This is a genomic window from Pseudoduganella buxea (genome assembly GCF_009720835.1).
Lineage (GTDB): Bacteria > Pseudomonadota > Gammaproteobacteria > Burkholderiales > Burkholderiaceae_D > Rugamonas > Rugamonas buxea.
The window spans coordinates 1-16481 of record NZ_WNKZ01000033.1; the positions used below are offsets into that span (position 1 = coordinate 1).

Annotated in this window: 15 protein-coding genes; 5 read left to right on the forward strand and 10 right to left on the reverse strand. The window is 69.5% G+C overall.

Annotated elements, in window-relative coordinates:
* The 4 genes from GM672_RS28345 to GM672_RS12950 all read left to right on the forward strand — a co-directional run.
* The coding region (locus GM672_RS28345) for a P-loop NTPase family protein (protein WP_170300049.1) at window positions 1-221 on the forward strand (221 nt) is incomplete at its 5' end.
* Between the two features lie 10 nt (window positions 222-231).
* Complete coding sequence (gene tssA, locus GM672_RS12940; RefSeq protein WP_155470949.1) at window positions 232-1317, forward strand: type VI secretion system protein TssA; 1086 nt, start codon at window positions 232-234, stop codon at window positions 1315-1317.
* 74 nt (window positions 1318-1391) lie between these two features.
* A complete protein-coding gene (locus tag GM672_RS12945) occupies window positions 1392-3008 on the forward strand; it encodes a methyl-accepting chemotaxis protein (protein ID WP_211517360.1) in 1617 nt (538 codons plus the stop codon).
* Window positions 3009-3051: 43 nt separating this feature from the next.
* The gene (locus GM672_RS12950) at window positions 3052-3720 is read left to right on the forward strand and encodes a tRNA-uridine aminocarboxypropyltransferase (RefSeq protein WP_155470950.1); all 669 of its coding nucleotides are present in this window, start codon (window positions 3052-3054) and stop codon (window positions 3718-3720) included.
* 73 nt (window positions 3721-3793) lie between these two features.
* Here the strand turns inward: GM672_RS12950 and GM672_RS12955 are convergent, their stop codons facing one another.
* Genes GM672_RS12955 through GM672_RS12965 form a run of 3 tightly spaced genes read right to left on the reverse strand, consistent with a single transcriptional unit; the run spans window position 3794 to window position 9076 of the window.
* Complete coding sequence (locus GM672_RS12955; protein WP_155470951.1) at window positions 3794-6637, reverse strand: Hsp70 family protein; 2844 nt, start codon at window positions 6635-6637, stop codon at window positions 3794-3796.
* Between the two features lie 7 nt (window positions 6638-6644).
* Window positions 6645-8486 (reverse strand): Hsp70 family protein, encoded by a 1842-nt coding sequence (locus GM672_RS12960; protein WP_155470952.1) that lies wholly within the window; start codon window positions 8484-8486, stop codon window positions 6645-6647.
* A 14-nt stretch (window positions 8487-8500) separates the two neighbouring features.
* On the reverse strand, window positions 8501-9076 hold the full coding sequence (locus GM672_RS12965) for a DUF2760 domain-containing protein (protein WP_155470953.1): 576 nt from the start codon (window positions 9074-9076) through the stop codon (window positions 8501-8503).
* Between the two features lie 270 nt (window positions 9077-9346).
* On the opposite strand from GM672_RS12965, the gene GM672_RS12970 reads away from it, so the two are divergent.
* Window positions 9347-10507, forward strand: coding sequence for a PA0069 family radical SAM protein (locus GM672_RS12970; protein WP_155470995.1), 1161 nt, complete (start codon window positions 9347-9349; stop codon window positions 10505-10507).
* 14 nt (window positions 10508-10521) lie between these two features.
* Here the strand turns inward: GM672_RS12970 and GM672_RS12975 are convergent, their stop codons facing one another.
* From GM672_RS12975 to GM672_RS13005, 7 genes are all read right to left on the reverse strand, one after another.
* Window positions 10522-11271 (reverse strand): hypothetical protein, encoded by a 750-nt coding sequence (locus GM672_RS12975; RefSeq protein ID WP_155470954.1) that lies wholly within the window; start codon window positions 11269-11271, stop codon window positions 10522-10524.
* A gap of 15 nt (window positions 11272-11286) precedes the next feature.
* A complete protein-coding gene (locus tag GM672_RS12980; RefSeq protein ID WP_155470955.1) occupies window positions 11287-11874 on the reverse strand; it encodes a gamma-glutamylcyclotransferase in 588 nt (195 codons plus the stop codon).
* A gap of 132 nt (window positions 11875-12006) precedes the next feature.
* Complete coding sequence (locus GM672_RS12985) at window positions 12007-13062, reverse strand: PfkB family carbohydrate kinase (protein WP_155470956.1); 1056 nt, start codon at window positions 13060-13062, stop codon at window positions 12007-12009.
* Window positions 13063-13148: 86 nt separating this feature from the next.
* The gene (locus GM672_RS12990; protein WP_155470957.1) at window positions 13149-13604 is read right to left on the reverse strand and encodes an RbsD/FucU family protein; all 456 of its coding nucleotides are present in this window, start codon (window positions 13602-13604) and stop codon (window positions 13149-13151) included.
* Window positions 13597-14391 (reverse strand): ATP-binding cassette domain-containing protein, encoded by a 795-nt coding sequence (locus tag GM672_RS12995; RefSeq protein ID WP_155470958.1) that lies wholly within the window; start codon window positions 14389-14391, stop codon window positions 13597-13599. Before GM672_RS12995 ends, GM672_RS12990 begins: the two co-directional genes overlap by 8 nt.
* A 3-nt stretch (window positions 14392-14394) precedes the next feature.
* On the reverse strand, window positions 14395-15414 hold the full coding sequence (locus GM672_RS13000; protein WP_155470959.1) for an ABC transporter permease: 1020 nt from the start codon (window positions 15412-15414) through the stop codon (window positions 14395-14397).
* Between the two features lie 50 nt (window positions 15415-15464).
* Window positions 15465-16457 (reverse strand): sugar ABC transporter substrate-binding protein, encoded by a 993-nt coding sequence (locus tag GM672_RS13005; protein ID WP_155470960.1) that lies wholly within the window; start codon window positions 16455-16457, stop codon window positions 15465-15467.
* Between the last annotated feature and the right edge of the window lie 24 nt (window positions 16458-16481).

A 16481-nucleotide genomic window follows, 5' to 3' on the forward strand; every position in this document is an offset into this window, starting at 1 on the left:
CCCTGCGCCAGGCGCCGCGCGGCGTCATCGTGCTCGATGCGCTGGAACAGGCGCATCCCGACGTCGCGGCGGCGCTGCGGCGGGCGCTGGACGGCCATGGCACGGGCGACGCCGTCGTCGTCGCCACGTCGCGCGTGCTGGGCCGCATCCAGCCGGCCCTGCTCGACTGCCTGCGGCTGGTGCCGTTCCAGGCCGCCGGCGCCATTCGAAACAGCCATTGAAGGAGACACCATGCTCGACATCGATCAACTGCTCGTGCCCATCAGCGCCACGCGGGCCGGCGGCGAGGACCTGAGCTTTTCCAGCGAAGTCGATGCCATCGCCAGCGCGCGGCGCGAGGACGATCCCGCGCTGGAGCAGGGCGAATGGAAGGAGGCTTTGAAGGAAGCAGACTGGCCGTTCGTGGCCAGCCACTGCGAGCGGCTGATCCGGTCGCGCAGCAAGGACCTGCGCCTGGCCGTGTGGCTGGCCGAGGCCCACGCCAAGACGCGCCATTTCCGCGGCCTGGGCGACGGCTACACCTTGCTTGCCGGCCTGTGTGAACGCTTCTGGGACAGCCTGCATCCGGCGCCGGAAGACGGCGACAACGAACTGCGCATCGGGAACCTGTGCTGGCTGCTGTCACGCTCGCCGCAGCTGGTCAAGGAGATCCCCGTGACGGAGGACGGCGGCGTGGCACTGGCCGATTTCGAAGCGGCCCGCCGGCGCGCCGCGCAGCCCGGGCCGGAGGTCGACGACGACGACCCCTGGGGCCAGCCGGCCCGTGCCGCCGGTCCCGGCATCGACGAACTCGATGCCCGGCGCCGCCGCAACTCGCCCCGCTTCAACGCGACGCTGCTGGCCGATGCCCAGTACTGCCTGGCCTCGCTGCAGGCGCTGGAGCGCGCCGTCGATGCACGCCTGGGCGCCGACGGCCCGGTCTTCGGCCCGGCACGCGAAGCGCTGCAGCATGCGATCGACTTCATCGGCCTGCTCGCGCCGGACGCCGTGCCCGACCACCCGGCCATCGCCGAGGGCATCGCCGGGCCGGCGCGCACCGGCACGGAGCGGGCCGGCGCGAAGCACGACGGCGGCATCTCCTCGCGCCAGCAGGCCCTGGAGCAGCTGCGCCGCGTGGCCGAGTACTTCCACCGCGCCGAGCCGCACAGCCCCGTGGGCTACCTGGCCGACAAGGCCGCCGCCTGGGGCGCGATGCCGCTGCACGAGTGGCTGCACAGCGTCGTCACGGACCGCGCCCAGATGGCCCTGCTGGACGAACTGCTGGGGATCGAGCAACTGCGCGGCCAACTGCGCGGCCAGGTGCCAGACGGGGGGTGACGGCACCGGCGCACGCTTGCAATCCCTCTGCAATACGTTCAGACTGGCCGTACCGGCGGCATGCTGAGGGAGAAATGATGGGCAATCTGCGCAATCTTCGGATCGGAGCACGGCTTGGCATGGGCTTCGGGGTGGTGCTGGCACTGTTGGCGATGATGACCCTGGCCGGGCTGCTGCGCATGCAGCAGGCCAGCCAGATGACGGCGAAGCTGGTGGGCGAACAAGCCCGCAACGAGCGCCTGATGGCCGAGTGGACCAAGATCATCGAAGTCAACGCCGCGCGCGCCAGCGCCGCCTTCCTGGCCGCCGATCCGGCCGAGCAGAAGGCCATCGAGGCGACGATGGCGCAGTCCTCCGGGCGCGCCACGGAAATCCAGGATTTCCTCGGGAAGGAACTGACATCCCCCGCAAGCCGCAGCGGCCATGCCGCCGTGCTGGCCGCCCGCAAGAACTACCTGACCATCCGCAAGACGGTATTGACGACCAAGACCACCGATCCGGCCGGCGCGCGCCGGCTCTACACCACCGACCTGGAAACGAGCCGCATGGCCTACCTGGCCGCGCTGGGGTCCCTGCTGGAGACGGAACAGAAGGCGCTGGACGACACGGCGGCGCAGATCCAGCAGGCCTATGCGAGCGGGCGCAACCTGCTGCTAAGCTTCGGCGTGCTGGCGATCGGCGCCGGCGTGCTGCTGGCCTGGCGCATCACGCGCACCATCACGGCACCGCTGCGCCAGGCCGTCGACATCGCCGAGCGCGTGTCGTCGGGCGACCTGACCAGCACCATCGACACGGCCGGGCGCGACGAGATGGGCCAGCTGATGGCGGCGCTGAAGAAGATGAACGCGAGCCTGGTCAATATCGTCGGCCAGGTGCGCAACGGCACGGAGACCATCACGACGGCATCGACCGAGATCGCGGCGGGGAACATGGACCTGTCCTCGCGCACGGAGCAGCAGGCCAGTTCGCTGCAGCAGACCGCGTCGTCGATGGACGAACTGACCTCCACCGTGCGCTTCAACGCCGAGAACGCGCACAAGGCGCGCGAGCTGGCCCGCATGGCCGCCGACACGGCGGTGCAGGGCGGCGCCGTGGTGGGCGACGTGGTGCGCACGATGGATGCCATCAGCGCCTCGTCCGGCCGCATCGTCGACATCATCGGCGTCATCGACAGCATCGCCTTCCAGACCAATATCCTGGCTTTGAACGCGGCCGTCGAGGCGGCGCGCGCGGGCGAGCAGGGGCGGGGCTTTGCCGTCGTCGCCTCGGAAGTGCGGGCGCTGGCCCAGCGCTCGCACACGGCGGCGAAGGAAATCGCCGCCCTCATCTCCGACTCGGCCCAGCAGGTGCAGACGGGCAGTGCCCTGGTCGGCCGCGCCGGCGACACGATGCAGGAAGTGGTGGCGGCGATCCAGCAGGTGACGGACATCATGAACCGCATCGCCGACGCCAGCGCCCAGCAGCAGACGGGCATCGAGCAGGTCAACCAGGCCATCACGCAGATGGACCAGGTGACGCAGCAGAACGCGGCGCTGGTAGAGGAAGCGGCGGCGGCCGCCGAGGCGATGCAGGAACAGTCCTCGCGCCTGGCCGATGCCGTGGCCGTGTTCAGGGTCGCGCTTGATGGCGGCCAGCCGCACCGCCGGCGCGAGGAACGGGGCACGACAGCCGTGGCGCGGCTGACGGCCTGACGTGACGGCTGGGCGGCGGCGCGGTGGCGCTACAATGCCGCCCATGAATGTCAATCGCCCCAAGCGCCTCGCCTGTGCGGCCTGCCTGCGGCCCGCTGCCACGTGCATCTGCCAGTGGGTCCATCCCGTCGCCAGCCGCGCATCCGTGCTGTTCCTGCAGCATCCGATGGAAGTGAACAACGCCAAGAACAGCGCGCGGCTGCTGCACCTGTCGCTGCCGGGCAGCATGCTGGCCGTCGGCGAGGCCTTCGATCCCGCGGCGCTGACGGCATTGCTGGCAGGCCCGCGCCGCGCCGTGCTGCTGTACCCCGAGACGCCGGGCGACCGCTCGCTCGGCATCGCGCCGCCGCCGCCCTTCGATGCCGCCTGGGCTGCCAGCCCGGACGAACTGCTGCTGGTGGTGCTGGACGCCACCTGGCGCAAGAGCCGCAAGATGCTGTACCTGAACCCGCCGCTGCAGGCGCTGCCCCGGCTGGCGCTGCACGATACGCCTGCATCCCACTACCTGATCCGCAAGGCCCACGCACCGGGGCAGCTGTCCACCTTCGAGGCGACGGTGCACGCGCTGGTGCAGCTGGAAGGCGAGGGCGAACGCTACGCGCCGCTGCTGACGGCCTTCGACGGCTTCGTCGCGCAGCAGCTGGCGCTGGCCGGACGGCCGGCACCTTCCCTTGACGCCACCGGTGCTTCGAATTCGGTGTCAGACAACTAAAGCACCGACGTGCATAGGCAACATCGCTGATGAATCATTTTCCTGACACCGAATGTAAAGGCCGCGTACCGCCTCAGCCGATCAGCTTCAACCCCGGCGGCAGCGCCTCGCCGAACATGCGCTGTTCGCTGGCCTGGTCCAGTTCGACGACGTCCCGGACCATGGCGATCCACGTGGCGGGCGCGCCGGTGCCTGTCAGGCGGCGCACGATGTCGTCCCGCAGCGGGTCGCCGATGTCGCGCGAGCGGTCACCCGTCTTGCGGGCCAGGTGGGCGGCGGCGAAGCCGGCCGGCTCGATGCGTTTCCAGTCCAGCTGCAGGATGGCGGCCAGCCAGGTTTCCACCGCCGCCACCGGCGCCACTTCGTGGGCGCTGCCGTGGAAGGGCTGGCGTGCGCCGACCCGGCCCAGGGCCCACAGGTAGCGGCTGAAGCTGGCGGCGGCGCGGGTGTCGAACTTCGGGCCCGACGCGGGCAGCTTCGTGATCTCGCCCAGCATCCAGTTGCCGATTTCCGCCTTGTAGGCCGACGGGATGCGTTCCAGCGCGGCGCCCAGGCGCAGCATGTCTTCCTCGCTGCCGTCGACCAGGGTGACGGGGCGCCGGCCCCGCTCCGCCGCGCTGGCCTGCAGGTTGAACGCGAAGTCGTCCAGCAGGCGCAGTTGCGCGGTCGCGTCCAGGCCGCCGGCGACGCGGCGCCACAGGGTCCACCACTCGGCCCGCACCTGGCTGTCCTTCTGGTACTGCACGCCCGTTTCGAACAGGGCCCACAGCTGTTCGATGCGCCAGCCGTCCAGCGTGTCGCCGAAGCCGGGACGCAGGCAGTAGCCGGCCAGGTTCAGCCACACGCGCTCGTGCTCGGGCGAGCGGCGGCGGCCCTTGGCCCGTTCCATCAGCGCGTCGAACAGGTGGCGCAGCAGCGGCGTGGGCCACCGTTCGCGGCTGCCCAGCAGGTTTTCCAGGCCGGCGCGCAGCTGGCGCACTTCCTTGGCGTCGACCTGCAAGGTGCGGCCGCCGAAGATGCGGTCGATCCGTTCCACCGCGTCGGCGAAGCGGGGCGGCGGCGGCTCGTCCGGTACGGCTCCCGTGTCGTCGTCGATGCCGCGTAACTGGAATTCCAGCAGCCAGCGCTCGCCGTCAGGGCGCGACGCTTCCACGCAGTGCACGTCCAGGGTGCCCACTTCGGACAAGGCCACGGCCAGCTGCACCGGCACTTCCTTGCGTGCGTCGCTGCCGGCCAGGCGCAACACGGTGGCGACGGGCGGCAGCGCGACGAAGTCGGCCGGGTCGAGTTCGACGACGTCGCCGGCGCGCTCGCCCAGGTCGCTGACGGTGGACACCAGGTGGAAGCGCACGGGCCGGCCCAGGCGCAGGCCGAAGGTGCGGTCGGCCAGGCCGATTTCGCGCCCCGGCTGGGCCCCGCGCGGCAGGATGCAGACGGCGCGGCGGGCCACGCCGGGCGACTTGTCGCCATCGAGCAGCAGGTAGTAGGCGCGGGGCGAACCGCCTTCGATGGCGGGCGCGAAGCCTTGCCGCGCCAGCGAATAGGCCACGCCGCCACGGGCCACGGCCACATCGGGATTTTCATTGTGCAGCACGCGCACGGGCGGCAGATGCCGCGCCGCGCGCCAGGCGGTCAGCGTCTGTTCCAGCCGCCGGGCCAGCGCGCCAGCGCGGAACACGCCGCCATTGAGCAGCAGGGTGTCCGGCACGGCCAGGCTGCCGTCGTCCGGCTGGCCCAGCGCCGCGCGGGCGGCGGCGGCATGCTGGCGCAGGAAGGACACCAGGTGGCGCGTCACGGCCGCGTCGGCGGCATATGGCAGGCCGAATTCGACGATGGCACCACGGCCCCGCCGCGCTTCGTCCTGCGTTTCGTTGAGGGGGAAGAAGCCGTCGACGACGATGCGTTCCACGTCGTCCTTCAGCAGGGTGACGGAGCGGCTGCCGCCGATCAGCTTCGAGCCGCTGCCCAGCAGGGTGACGGTGGCCTGGGCCGGGCCGTCCGCTTCCAGCAGCTGCTCCTTGGCGGCGCGGCAGCGTTCCGTCAATTGCGCCAGCCGTCCGGGCGACAGGCGTGCCGCCGGTGCGTCCGGCTGCGCCAGCCGCGATTCGGCCAGGTGGGCCAGGGCCAGGTCCATATTGTCGCCACCGAGGATCAGGTGATTGCCCACGCCGATACGCGTGAGCACCGGTTCGCCGTCCACTACTTCCACCTGCACCAGCGAGAAGTCGGTGGTGCCGCCGCCCACGTCGGCCACCAGCACGAGCCGGGTCTCGGCCAGGTCGGCGGCCAGCGAGTCGCGGTGGCGGTACAGCCAGTCGTACAGGGCCGCCTGCGGTTCTTCCAGCAGTCGTAGTTTGGGCAGGCCGGCCAGCCGCGCCGCTTCCAGGGTCAGCGCGCGGGCGCCGTCGTCGAAGGAGGCGGGGATCGTCAGCACGATCTGCTGCTTTTCGAGCGGATGGTCGGGGAAGCGGTGGTTCCAGGCGCCGCGCAGGTGCGCCAGGTAGCTGGCGCTGGCGCCCACGGGCGAGACCTTCGGCACGCCCTCGTCGGCGCCCCATGGCAGGATCGGCGCCATGCGATCGACGCCGGGGTGGGACAGCCAGCTCTTGGCACTGGCCACCAGCCGGCCCGGCACGGCCGCCCCGAGGCGCCGGGCCAGGCGGCCGACGACGACTTGCGCCACGGCTGCCACGTCATCCTGGCGCCACGGCAGTTGCAGCTCGCCTTCGGCCAGTTCGCCGTCGGCGGGGTGGTAACGGGCCGACGGCAGCAGCGTGGCGCTGCCCACTTCGCCCGGCGCCGTCAGCTGCTCGATGTCGAACAGCTGGACGTCGCGCGCGCCGGGCGCGGCAGGCGCGGCATACGCGAGCACCGTGTTGGTGGTGCCCAGGTCGATACTGACCAGGTACTGGCTCATCGCGCGATTACTGGCCGTCGCCCGCGCGGACGTCGAACTCCACCTTCCAGCGCTGGCCGTCGTTCGCTACTGCCAGCAGCTCCAGGGTACCGGCTTCCGTGGCACGTGCATGCAGGCGCACCTGCACCACGTCGCCCGGCTGGCGGCCTTCCGGCGACAAGGTGGCCTGGATCTCGTTCAGTTCGATCAGTTCCTCCGGGCCCCAGAAATCGAGCACGGCGCCGATGGCGTCCTGCCGGCGCGTCGACGAACCGAAGAAGCGGAAGTGCACCGGCTCGCCCACCACCAGGCCGAACTCCTGGCCGGGCAGTTCCAGCTCGCTGCCTTCTTCCATGCCGAACGGCGCCACGCACAGGGCCTGGATCGGCGGCTCCATGCCGGGAATGGCCGGCATCGCCGATTCGACCGCGACATAGTAGGAGCGCGCCGTGCCGCCGCGAATGCGCACGCCTTCGCCGCGCCGCACGTAGCTGTAATACGCGGCGCCGCGCGCCACGGCCAGGTCCAGGTCCGCGCCGCCCAGCATGCGCGCGCCTTCCGCGCCTTCCAGGTACAGCCAGTCGTTGATGGTGTCCATCACGCGCTGGGCCAGCAGGGCCGACTTGAACACGCCGCCGTTGAACAGCACGGCGCTCGGATGCAGGAAGGTGTGTTCCGCATTCTGGCGGTCCGCGAAGCCCGGCACGTCGGCCGTGGCACCGACCTGGCGGCCCAGGAAGGCAGCCAGATGGCGCGTGATGGCCGCGTCCTGCGCATACGGCAGGCCCAGTTGCGTCAGGCCGGCGCGGGTGCGCACGGCCGGGCGCGCGGCCGCGTCCACTTTGGGGAAGAAGCCGTCCGTGATGAAGGCGGTGACTTCGTCGCGCGTCAGTTCCGTGCGGATCGACCCGCCGATCAGCTTCGAGCCGCGGCTGGGCACGACGATGGGCCACGTCTGCGCACTGGCGTCGGCCAGCAGCGCTTCCTTGGCGGCGCGGCAGCCATACGTCAGCGCGCGCAGTTGCCAGGCATCGAGCTGGGTGCCGTTGGCGCCCAGCTTGCGCGCCACCAGGTGGGCCAGCGCCAGGTCCATATTGTCGCCGCCCAGCAGGATATGGTCGCCCACGGCCACGCGGTGCGGTTCGAGCTTGCCGTCGCGCTCCGTGATGGCGATCAGGGAAAAATCGCTGGTGCCGCCGCCCACGTCCACCACCAGGATGATGTCGCCCGGCTTGACGTCCTTGCGCCAGCGGCCTTCGCTGCCCTGGATCCAGCTGTACAGCGCGGCCTGCGGTTCTTCCAGCAGGGTCACGCTGTCGTAGCCGGCGTTGCGGGCCGCTTCGGCCGTCAGCTCGCGCGCGCCCGGGTCGAACGAGGCGGGAATCGTCACCGTCACGGCCTGCTCGGCGAAGGGGGCTTCCGGATGGGCCGCATCCCAGGCCTGGCGCAGGTGGGCCAGGTAGCGCGTGGATGCTTCCAACGGCGACACGCGCGTCACTTCTTCCGGCGCGTCGTTCGGCAGGATGGCGGCGCGGCGGTCCACGCCGGGGTGGCACAGCCAGCTCTTCGCGCTCGACACGAGGCGGATCGGCGTCGTCGCGCCGCGGGCACGGGCCATCTCGCCCGCCACGGGGCCGGCACCATCGGCGTTCCACGGCAGCGCCAGTTCGCTCGTCGCCATTTCGTCCGGGTGCGGCAGGTACAGGAAGGACGGCAGCAGCGGCAGCTCTTCCACCGTGCCGGGCGCCGTCAGCTGGGGCACGGCCAGCACGCCTTGCGCCGTCTTTTCGCCATCGCTGGCGGACAGGTCGACATAAGAGAGGGCGCTGTGCGTCGTGCCCAGATCGATGCCGATGGCATAGCGGCTCATGTTTTCACCTTCGCTCACAGTTCCACCTCGGCCGGCGCCAGGATTTTCGCGTCATGCGCTTCGGCCAGTTTCGGCAGGCGCACGCTGGTGGCGCGCCAGCCGCGGTGGCTCAGCGCGCCCTTGAACGGCGGCTTGCCGACGACATTGCCGGTCAGGCGCACGCTGGCCGCGTCGAAGCCTTCGTCCAAGGTGATGCGGCTGCCTTCGGCTTCGCTGCGCACCGCTTCGATGGTGAAGTGCTCGCGCAGCACCTTGCTGCAGCCTTCGTGTACGACGCGGGCAGCCGCGCCGATATCGGCATCGGCATAACCGGCCAGGTTTTCCTGCGTGAAGTCGATCAGGCGCGCTTCGCGTTGCAGCAGTGCCAGCAGTTGCAGGGCGGCGTCCGGCGTGGCTTCGCGCAGCGGTGGCGGCGGTGGCGGCGTCACGACCGGTGCGGGCGCTGGCGCGACGGGCGCGGCGGCCGGTTCAGGGGCGGGGCCGCGCTGGATGCGCGCGGCGAATTCGGCGTCGCCCAGGATCTTGAAGAAGGAGCTGAAGGCGAGGGGAATCCGGCTCCAGAACGACGGCAAGTTGTTTGATGTGCTCATTTTGCTCTTGAAATGGGTTGGATCGCGCGCGACGGTGCCTGCGCCGACCTGCGGAATGCCGAATCATACCAGTTGAACCGGCGTTGGCGGCATGACAAGACCGTGACCAGCTTGTCACATCGCGGACACACGACGGCACAGTGGCAAGCGTGCGCGTTGCAGGCGCTGGCGAATCGGTCTAGAATACTGTATATACATACAGTTCCTGGTGGAGGTCTCATGCTTGATGACAATGCCGTCGACAACGACACCCGGCGCCGGGCCATTCCGATGCTGCCGCCGCAATCGCTGCGGGGCCTGGGCGCGCGCCATGGGGTGACGGCGCAAAAAGGCCGGGGCGCCGTCTCCAACCTTCAGGGACGGTATGAACTCGACCAGCGCGAGATCTTCGACGACGGCTGGGAGCGCGAAGATGGCGACGCGGAGGGCGCCATGCTGCGCCGCACCCTGGTGACCGAGGAAATGGCCAAGTCCATCCTCAGCCGCAACCAGTCGCCGGACATTCCCTTCGGCGTGTCGCTGAACCCCTACCGGGGCTGCGAGCACGGCTGCATCTACTGTTTCGCCCGCCCGTCGCACAGCTACCTGGGCCTGTCCCCGGGGCTGGACTTCGAAAGCCGGCTGTATGCCAAGGTCAATGCGCCGGAACTGTTGCGCAGCGAGCTGTCCAAGCCCGGCTATACGGTCGAACCCATCGCGCTGGGCGTCAACACAGATGCCTACCAGCCCTGCGAGCGTGAATACGGCCTGACGCGCAGGGTGCTGGAGGTGCTGCACGAGTGCAACCACCCCGTCGGGCTGATCACGAAGTCCTCGCTGATCGAGCGCGATATCGACATCCTGGCGGCGATGGCGAAAAAGGGCCTGGCGGCGGCATCGATCACCCTGACGACCCTGGACCCGAAGATTGCCCGCACCCTGGAGCCCCGCGCCGCAGCGCCCGAGCGCCGGCTGCGCACCATCCGCACGTTGACGGAGGCGGGCATTCCCGTCGGCGTGTCGATCGCGCCCATCATCCCGTTCGTGACGGAACCGGAAATCGAGAAGATCATGGAAGCGGCGCGCGATGCCGGCGCCATCGCCGCCAGCCATGTCGTGCTGCGGCTGCCCTGGGAAGTCAATCCCCTGTTCCAGCAGTGGCTGGAAGCCCATTTCCCCGACCGCGCCCAGCGCGTGATGAACCGCGTGCGGGAAATGCACGGCGGCAAGGATTACGACGCCTCGTTTGCCACGCGCATGCACGGCAGCGGCATCTGGGCCGACCTGATCAGCCAGCGCATGGAAAAGGGCATCGCCCGCTTCGGCCTGGGTGGCAAGGGCATGCGCTTCAAGCAGCTCGACCGCACGCTGTTCCGGCGCCCGCTGGTGGTGCCGGCCGCCGGGGCGCGGGCGGCGGCGGCCGTGAAGGCGGGGCAGTTGGATTTGTTCTAGGAAAGAAGCCCGGCTCAGTCGGGCAGCGTACCCATCAGCATATAGTCCCCGCGCGGCAGCGAGATCCTGACGAGGACGGCCCGGTGCAGGGGCGCGCATTCGGCCGGTACGAAGCCCGCAGGGAATTGCGCCTTGATGCGCTCGACGGTGGCTGGCTGGCCCTGCGGCGGAACCAGATGATGCATGCCGAGAATATCGAACTTGCTCCGGGCGATCGTCGACAGGTGCACGGCGGCAGGTGTCGCGATGACGAGCGCCCAGTACGGGTCGTCCCCGAAATAGTGGACGTCGCGCAGGTGGCGGTTGATGCGCTCCGTGTTCAGTCCGGCCATGCGGGTCTCGGTCACGTACGGGGTCAGCGCGCATGCCGTCCCCGTCGAGGTCTTTGCCAGCTCGCTGACACGCACGATCCGGGCGGCGGAGACTTGGCGCTCCAGGTCGTACTGCGAGATCGATTGCGCTGCCTGCAGCACGCCGTACGCCAGCGCCAGCAGCAGCATGGCCCCGTCGAACAGCATGGCTGGCAGGGACGCAGGACGTTGCCGAGGCGTCGTGCGACGCTGCGCGCGGGCGGGGCCGGGAACGAGTCCGTGGCCGGTGCCCTGCCCGGTGTCCTGGCCGCTGTTCTGTCCGATGTTATCGCCGCTGTTCTGGCCGCTGTTCTGTCCGATGTTCTGTCGGGGGCCATCGCCATTGTCGCGCCATCGCCCGGCACCAATGGGTTTGCCGGCTTCCCGCCCCGTTTCCCCGGGATTTTCCTTCATGTTCGGCGCTCGCCGTCATGCCGGCCGGGGCAAGCCCCCGTCGTCCAGCCCCGCCAGATAATCCTCGATGGCAAACACATGCTCATCCACATGCCCCATGTCCCGCAGCGCCTGGGCCAGGCGCAGCAGGTACTCGGCATTCGGGCCGCTGGGGCCTTGGGCGCGGGCGATGTGGCGGGCGATCTCCAGTTCCGGGGCTTCGCCCAGGTAGGCGGCGTTGTCGTGGCGGGCGATGTAGACCAGGCCTTCCTCGGTGCCGCCGCCGTCGAAGCGGATGTCGATGGCCAGGCGCAGGTAGCCGTTCTTTTCGCGGTGGTCCAGGTGGGTGAATTCCTCCGGCGTGACGAGGTAGGCCATGCCGTGGCAGATGGCGCCCGCTGCCGGCACGATGGTGGCGACGCGGCCCGGCGCCTCCGGCGTGCCCCGGTGGTCGTGCGAGCCTTGCCAGAAGCGGCGCGTCCAGCCGGCGATGCTGGCGGGGCGGCGTTCCAGGTAGGGGAAGTCGGCCTTGTAGATCAGCGAGCCGTAACCGAACAGCCAGACGCTGTGGTGACCGTCGAAGCGGTCCATCGCGCGGTTGATTTCGATGGTGTTGTGCGACATGGGAGCAGGGGGAGCGGAAAGCGACGATTGTAGCGCCCGTCCGCCACTTCCGGCACGGCGCCCGCACGCGCCGCGACGGCACGTGCGGTGCCCCTGTACGCCCCCGGGGCGACACAGGGGGCTGCGTGACTATTACGCTCGCTGGGCTACCTGGGCCACCTGCGCGTCCGCAGCGGGCGGGGCCGGGTGCCGTGGCGAGCGCCCGTCGGATGTGCCCGTTTTTTCCGTGCGGGGCTGCGGCATCGCGCCCGACGCCAGGAACTGCGCCACGTCGGCTGCGCCCGGTGGCTGGCAGCCCTGGCGCATCGCGTTCAGGCTGGCGGCGGCCACGCCATGGCACAGCGCACGCTCCAGGACGGCGTCGTCGGCGTCGTCCAGCGCGGCGGCCGACAGCGCGCCATCCGCGGCCAGGCTGGCCACCAGCCCGGCGAGGAAGCTGTCGCCGCAGCCGACGGTGTCGACGACGTCGATGCCTTCCGGGGCCCCGAGCGTGATGCAGGCTCGCCGCGACAGCAGCACGGCGCCCTGCGCGCCAAGTGTCAGGGCGATCAGGGATACGTCCAGCGTGTCCAGCAGCATCCGTGCGGCCCCCAGCGGCGCCATGCCGCCATACCCGAGGTGCAACAGGTCCTCCTCGCTGACCTTGATCAGGTGGGCCAGCGCGAGGGCGCGGCGCACGCCGGCGGCATAGGACGGCAGGTCGCCGCAGACGCGCGGACGCAGGTTGGCGTCAATCGACACCAGGGCACCGGCGGCGGCCGCGGCCGCGATGACGGCCAGCGTCGCATCGATATCGTCGGGCACCAGCGCCAGGCCGCCCGTATGGAACAGCGACATGCTCGGCGGCAGCATCGCGCACGCTTGCGCCGGTGCGATGTCGCGGTCGGCCACGCACTCGCGGTGGAAGGCGTAGCTGGGCGAGCCGTCGGCGTCGAGCGTGACGATGGCCAGCGAGGTCGGCCTGGCGCTGCGCGTGGGGCTGGCCAGATGGATGCCGGCCTGCGCCAGCAGGCGCGCAAAGCCCTGGCCAAAGCTGTCCTGCGACAGGGGGTTGAGGTAGGTCACGTCCATCTGCTGGCGCGCCGCGGCGACCGCGAAATTGCAGACGGCCCCGCCGAGCGCGGCGGCAAAGCGGCCGTCCGGCATTTCGATCATGTCGACCAGGGCTTCGCCGAATGTCACTACCATGTGATTCTCCCGAGTTGGACCGCGCGGCGCGCGGCCTGTAGTAAAAAATTGAAGGACGTCGAAACGTGCCGCAGGCGGCCGTGGCGTCACCGGACCTCGTGCGGCCCGGCGAGCACCCCCTTGCGGAACAGGAAGTTGGCGTAGGGCTGCAATTCCCCCGTCTGCACGATGGCATGGGCCGACTTGACCCGTTCGTAGAAGGCAAAGCGTTCCAGCGCTTCGCACTGTGCCGCCGGCGCCGAGCCGGCCTCGGCGCACAGTGCCAGCAGTTCGCGTTGCAGGCCCGACCGGTAACCGTCCGGCCTTTCCGAGACGGCCATGAACGTGACCGGCTGGCCGGGCAGGTCGAGCGGAAATACCGACAGCACGGCGGCGCAGGCGCGCTGCAGGCCGATGCCGGGCAGGCGGATCACGGGCTTGCCGCGCCCCAGCGTGGCGGCGGTGAAATTGGCATCGACGATGGCGACGGCGTCGCCGTGGCCCATTTCGGCCAGCACTTTCAGCAATTCCGGGCTCAGCAGGGGATCGATGCCTTTAAGCATGGGCCAGTTCCGGCAGCTCGCGCGGGTCCTTCGCGCCCGTCATCACGGCAACGGTATCGGACATGCCGATATGCCTGGGGTCGACGACGGCAACGCGCCTGCCCAGGCGCTGGATATGGATGCGGTCGGCGATTTCGAAGACGTGCGGCATGTTGTGGCTGATCAGGATAACTGGCAGGCCGCGGTCGCGTACGCGCCGTATCAGCTCCAGCACCATATTGCCCTCCTTGACGCCCAGCGCGGCAGTCGGCTCGTCGAGGATGACGACGTGTTTCGCGAACGCCGTGCTGCGCGCCACCGCCACGCCCTGGCGCTGCCCGCCCGACAAGGTGCCGACGGCCTGCTGCATCGAGCGGATGCCGATTCTCAGGTCCTGCATATGGCCGGCCGCCTCGGCCAGCATGCGCTTCTTGTCGATCAGGCGCAGCCATTTGCCCAGCACGCCCGGGCGCAGCAGCTCGCGGCCGAGGAACAGGTTTTCCGCGATCGTCATGGCCGGCGCCACGGCCAGGTCCTGGTAGACCGTCTCGATGCCATGGCGGCGCGCGTCGATGGGCGACTTGAAATGCACCAGTTCGCCGTCCAGGCGCAACTGTCCTTCGTCCGGCACGACGGCGCCGGACAGGGCCTTGATCAGCGACGATTTGCCGGCGCCGTTATCGCCGATGACGGCCAGGATTTCGCCGGCACGCAGGTCGAAGTCGGTGCCGTCGAGCGCGGTCACGCCGCCGTAGCGTTTCACCAGGCCGCGCGCCTGCAGCACGGTGGCGGTAGTCGTTGCAGTCATGATTCAACCCTTCTTGTGCGTCAGTTGGTCGGTGGCGACAGCCAGGATGACGAGGATGCCGGTGACCAGGATCTGGTAGACGGAAGCCACGCCCATCAAGGTCAGTCCATTGCGGAACACGCCGACGATGAGTACGCCGACCAGCGTGCCGACGATGGAGCCGCGCCCGCCGAACAGGCTGGTGCCGCCCAGCACGACGGCCGTGATGCTGTCGAGATTGTCCGTCTGGCCCCCCTGCGGATCGCCGACGCCCATGCGGGCCACCGACAACAGGGCGGCGATGCCGTAGAACAAGCCGGCGATCATGTAGACGCCCAGCAGCACCCGCGACGTCGGAATGCCCGTCAGGCGCGCCGCTTCCGGGTTGTTGCCCACCGCGTACAGGTGGCGCCCCGGCGCCGTTTCGCGGAGGAATAGCCAGGTCAGCAGGTAAAGGGCCAGCATCAGCACGGTGCCGTACGTGACACTGGTTTCACCGAGACGGAAGGTGTTGCCGAAGAACGTCATCGCTTCCGGCAAGCCCGTCACGGTCTGTGCCTGCGAATAGATCTGCGTGATGGCGAAGGCGATATTCATCGTGCCGAGCGTGACGATAAAGGGCGGCAGCTTGATCGACGTGACCAGCGCGCCGTTGACGAAGCCGATCAGCACGCAGGCGGCCATGCCGCACAGCACGGCGGCAAAGGGCGGCAGGCCCAGGTCGACGGCGAACTTGGACAGCACGACCGAGCCCAGCGCCATCGCCATGCCGCACGACAGGTCGATACCGGCCGTCAGGATGATCAGGGTCTGGCCAATGGCGATCACGCCGACCACCATCACCTGCTGCAGGATCAATGAGAAATTCTGTCCGGTGAGAAAGCGCTCGGACTGCGTGGCGAAGAAAAGGACGGCGGCCAGCAACGCAAGCAGGGGGCCGAGCACGGTCACCGGGGGCAGCACGTCTTTCAGGCGGGCCAGGCCCTGGTGGGTGGGCAAGGCGGATACGGGCGCGACGGGCACGGGCTTCAGTTGGGCATTCATGGGTTTCCTTTCGCAAAATGGGGGCGGGGCGGCGGCGCCCCGGACGATGCTTACTTGCCCCAGCAGGCGCTCAGGCCGAAGGCGGTGTCACGGCTGTCCACGCCTGCCATGGGCTTGTCGGTGACGAGCGTGACGCCGGTGTCGACATAGCCGCTGGCCTTCTTGCCCGTCTTCGCGTAGGCGACGCCGGCATCGACCGCCAGCGCGGCCATCTTCAGGGGGTACTGTTGCGACGTGGCGCCGATGGCACCGGACCGGACGTCGCGCACGCCGGCGCAGCCGCCGTCGACGGATACCACCAGCACGTCCTTGTCCTTGCCGGCCGCCTTCAGCGCCTTGTAGGCACCGGCGGCAGCGGGCTCGTTGATAGCGTAGACCAGGTTGATGTCCGGGTTCTTCTGCAGGCAGTTTTCCATCGCCGTCTGCCCCTTGCCCTGGTCGCCGAAACTGTCGGCCATGCAGACCACGTCCCCATGTTTTGCCAGGCCCACGGTTTTCGGGCTGACGCCGGCGATGCCGTAGCCGGCCAGGAAGCCGTTGTGGCGGGCAATGCCGACCGGGTGGCCGGGGAACAGGTCGAGCGTGGCGATTCTTGCCGGCTTGCCGGCCAGCGCCGCCTTGGCATACTGCCCGATCAGCAGGCCGGCCTTGAAGTTGTCGGTGGCAAACAGCGCATCGGTGGCACTGGCCGGTTCGGCCGGGCTGTCCAGGGCGATGACCAGCACGCCCTGTTCGCGTGCCCTGCGGATGGCCGGCACGATGGCCTTGGAATCGCTGGGCGTGATCAGGATGGCCCTGGCGCCGGCCGACACCATGTTTTCGATCGCCGTGACCTGGCCGGCATTGTCGCCGTCGGACTTGCCCGCCGCCGTCAGCAACTTCGCGCCGCGCAGCTTGGCGGCCTGTTGCGCGCCTTCCTTCATCTTGACGAAAAAGGGATTGATTTCAGTCTTCGTGATCAGGCCGATAACGGGCTCGGCGGCGGCGGCAAGGCCGGTGGTGGATGCGATCAACGCAAGGGCGAAGCAATGCTTTGCAGTCATGCAGGTCTCCGTAAAGTTCTTGTT

What these genes read in the sequence shown, in the direction of transcription:
- tssA (WP_155470949.1), top strand. Translation starts at nt 232, where the DNA reads ATGCTCGACATCGATCAACTGCTCGTGCCCATCAGCGCCACGCGGGCC.
- GM672_RS12945 (WP_211517360.1), top strand. Translation starts at nt 1,392, where the DNA reads ATGATGGGCAATCTGCGCAATCTTCGGATCGGAGCACGGCTTGGCATG.
- GM672_RS12950 (WP_155470950.1), top strand. Translation starts at nt 3,052, where the DNA reads ATGAATGTCAATCGCCCCAAGCGCCTCGCCTGTGCGGCCTGCCTGCGG.
- GM672_RS12955 (WP_155470951.1), bottom strand. Translation starts at nt 6,637, where the DNA reads ATGAGCCAGTACCTGGTCAGTATCGACCTGGGCACCACCAACACGGTG.
- GM672_RS12960 (WP_155470952.1), bottom strand. Translation starts at nt 8,486, where the DNA reads ATGAGCCGCTATGCCATCGGCATCGATCTGGGCACGACGCACAGCGCC.
- GM672_RS12965 (WP_155470953.1), bottom strand. Translation starts at nt 9,076, where the DNA reads ATGAGCACATCAAACAACTTGCCGTCGTTCTGGAGCCGGATTCCCCTC.
- GM672_RS12970 (WP_155470995.1), top strand. Translation starts at nt 9,347, where the DNA reads ATGCTGCCGCCGCAATCGCTGCGGGGCCTGGGCGCGCGCCATGGGGTG.
- GM672_RS12975 (WP_155470954.1), bottom strand. Translation starts at nt 11,271, where the DNA reads ATGAAGGAAAATCCCGGGGAAACGGGGCGGGAAGCCGGCAAACCCATT.
- GM672_RS12980 (WP_155470955.1), bottom strand. Translation starts at nt 11,874, where the DNA reads ATGTCGCACAACACCATCGAAATCAACCGCGCGATGGACCGCTTCGAC.
- GM672_RS12985 (WP_155470956.1), bottom strand. Translation starts at nt 13,062, where the DNA reads ATGGTAGTGACATTCGGCGAAGCCCTGGTCGACATGATCGAAATGCCG.
- GM672_RS12990 (WP_155470957.1), bottom strand. Translation starts at nt 13,604, where the DNA reads ATGCTTAAAGGCATCGATCCCCTGCTGAGCCCGGAATTGCTGAAAGTG.
- GM672_RS12995 (WP_155470958.1), bottom strand. Translation starts at nt 14,391, where the DNA reads ATGACTGCAACGACTACCGCCACCGTGCTGCAGGCGCGCGGCCTGGTG.
- GM672_RS13000 (WP_155470959.1), bottom strand. Translation starts at nt 15,414, where the DNA reads ATGAATGCCCAACTGAAGCCCGTGCCCGTCGCGCCCGTATCCGCCTTG.
- GM672_RS13005 (WP_155470960.1), bottom strand. Translation starts at nt 16,457, where the DNA reads ATGACTGCAAAGCATTGCTTCGCCCTTGCGTTGATCGCATCCACCACC.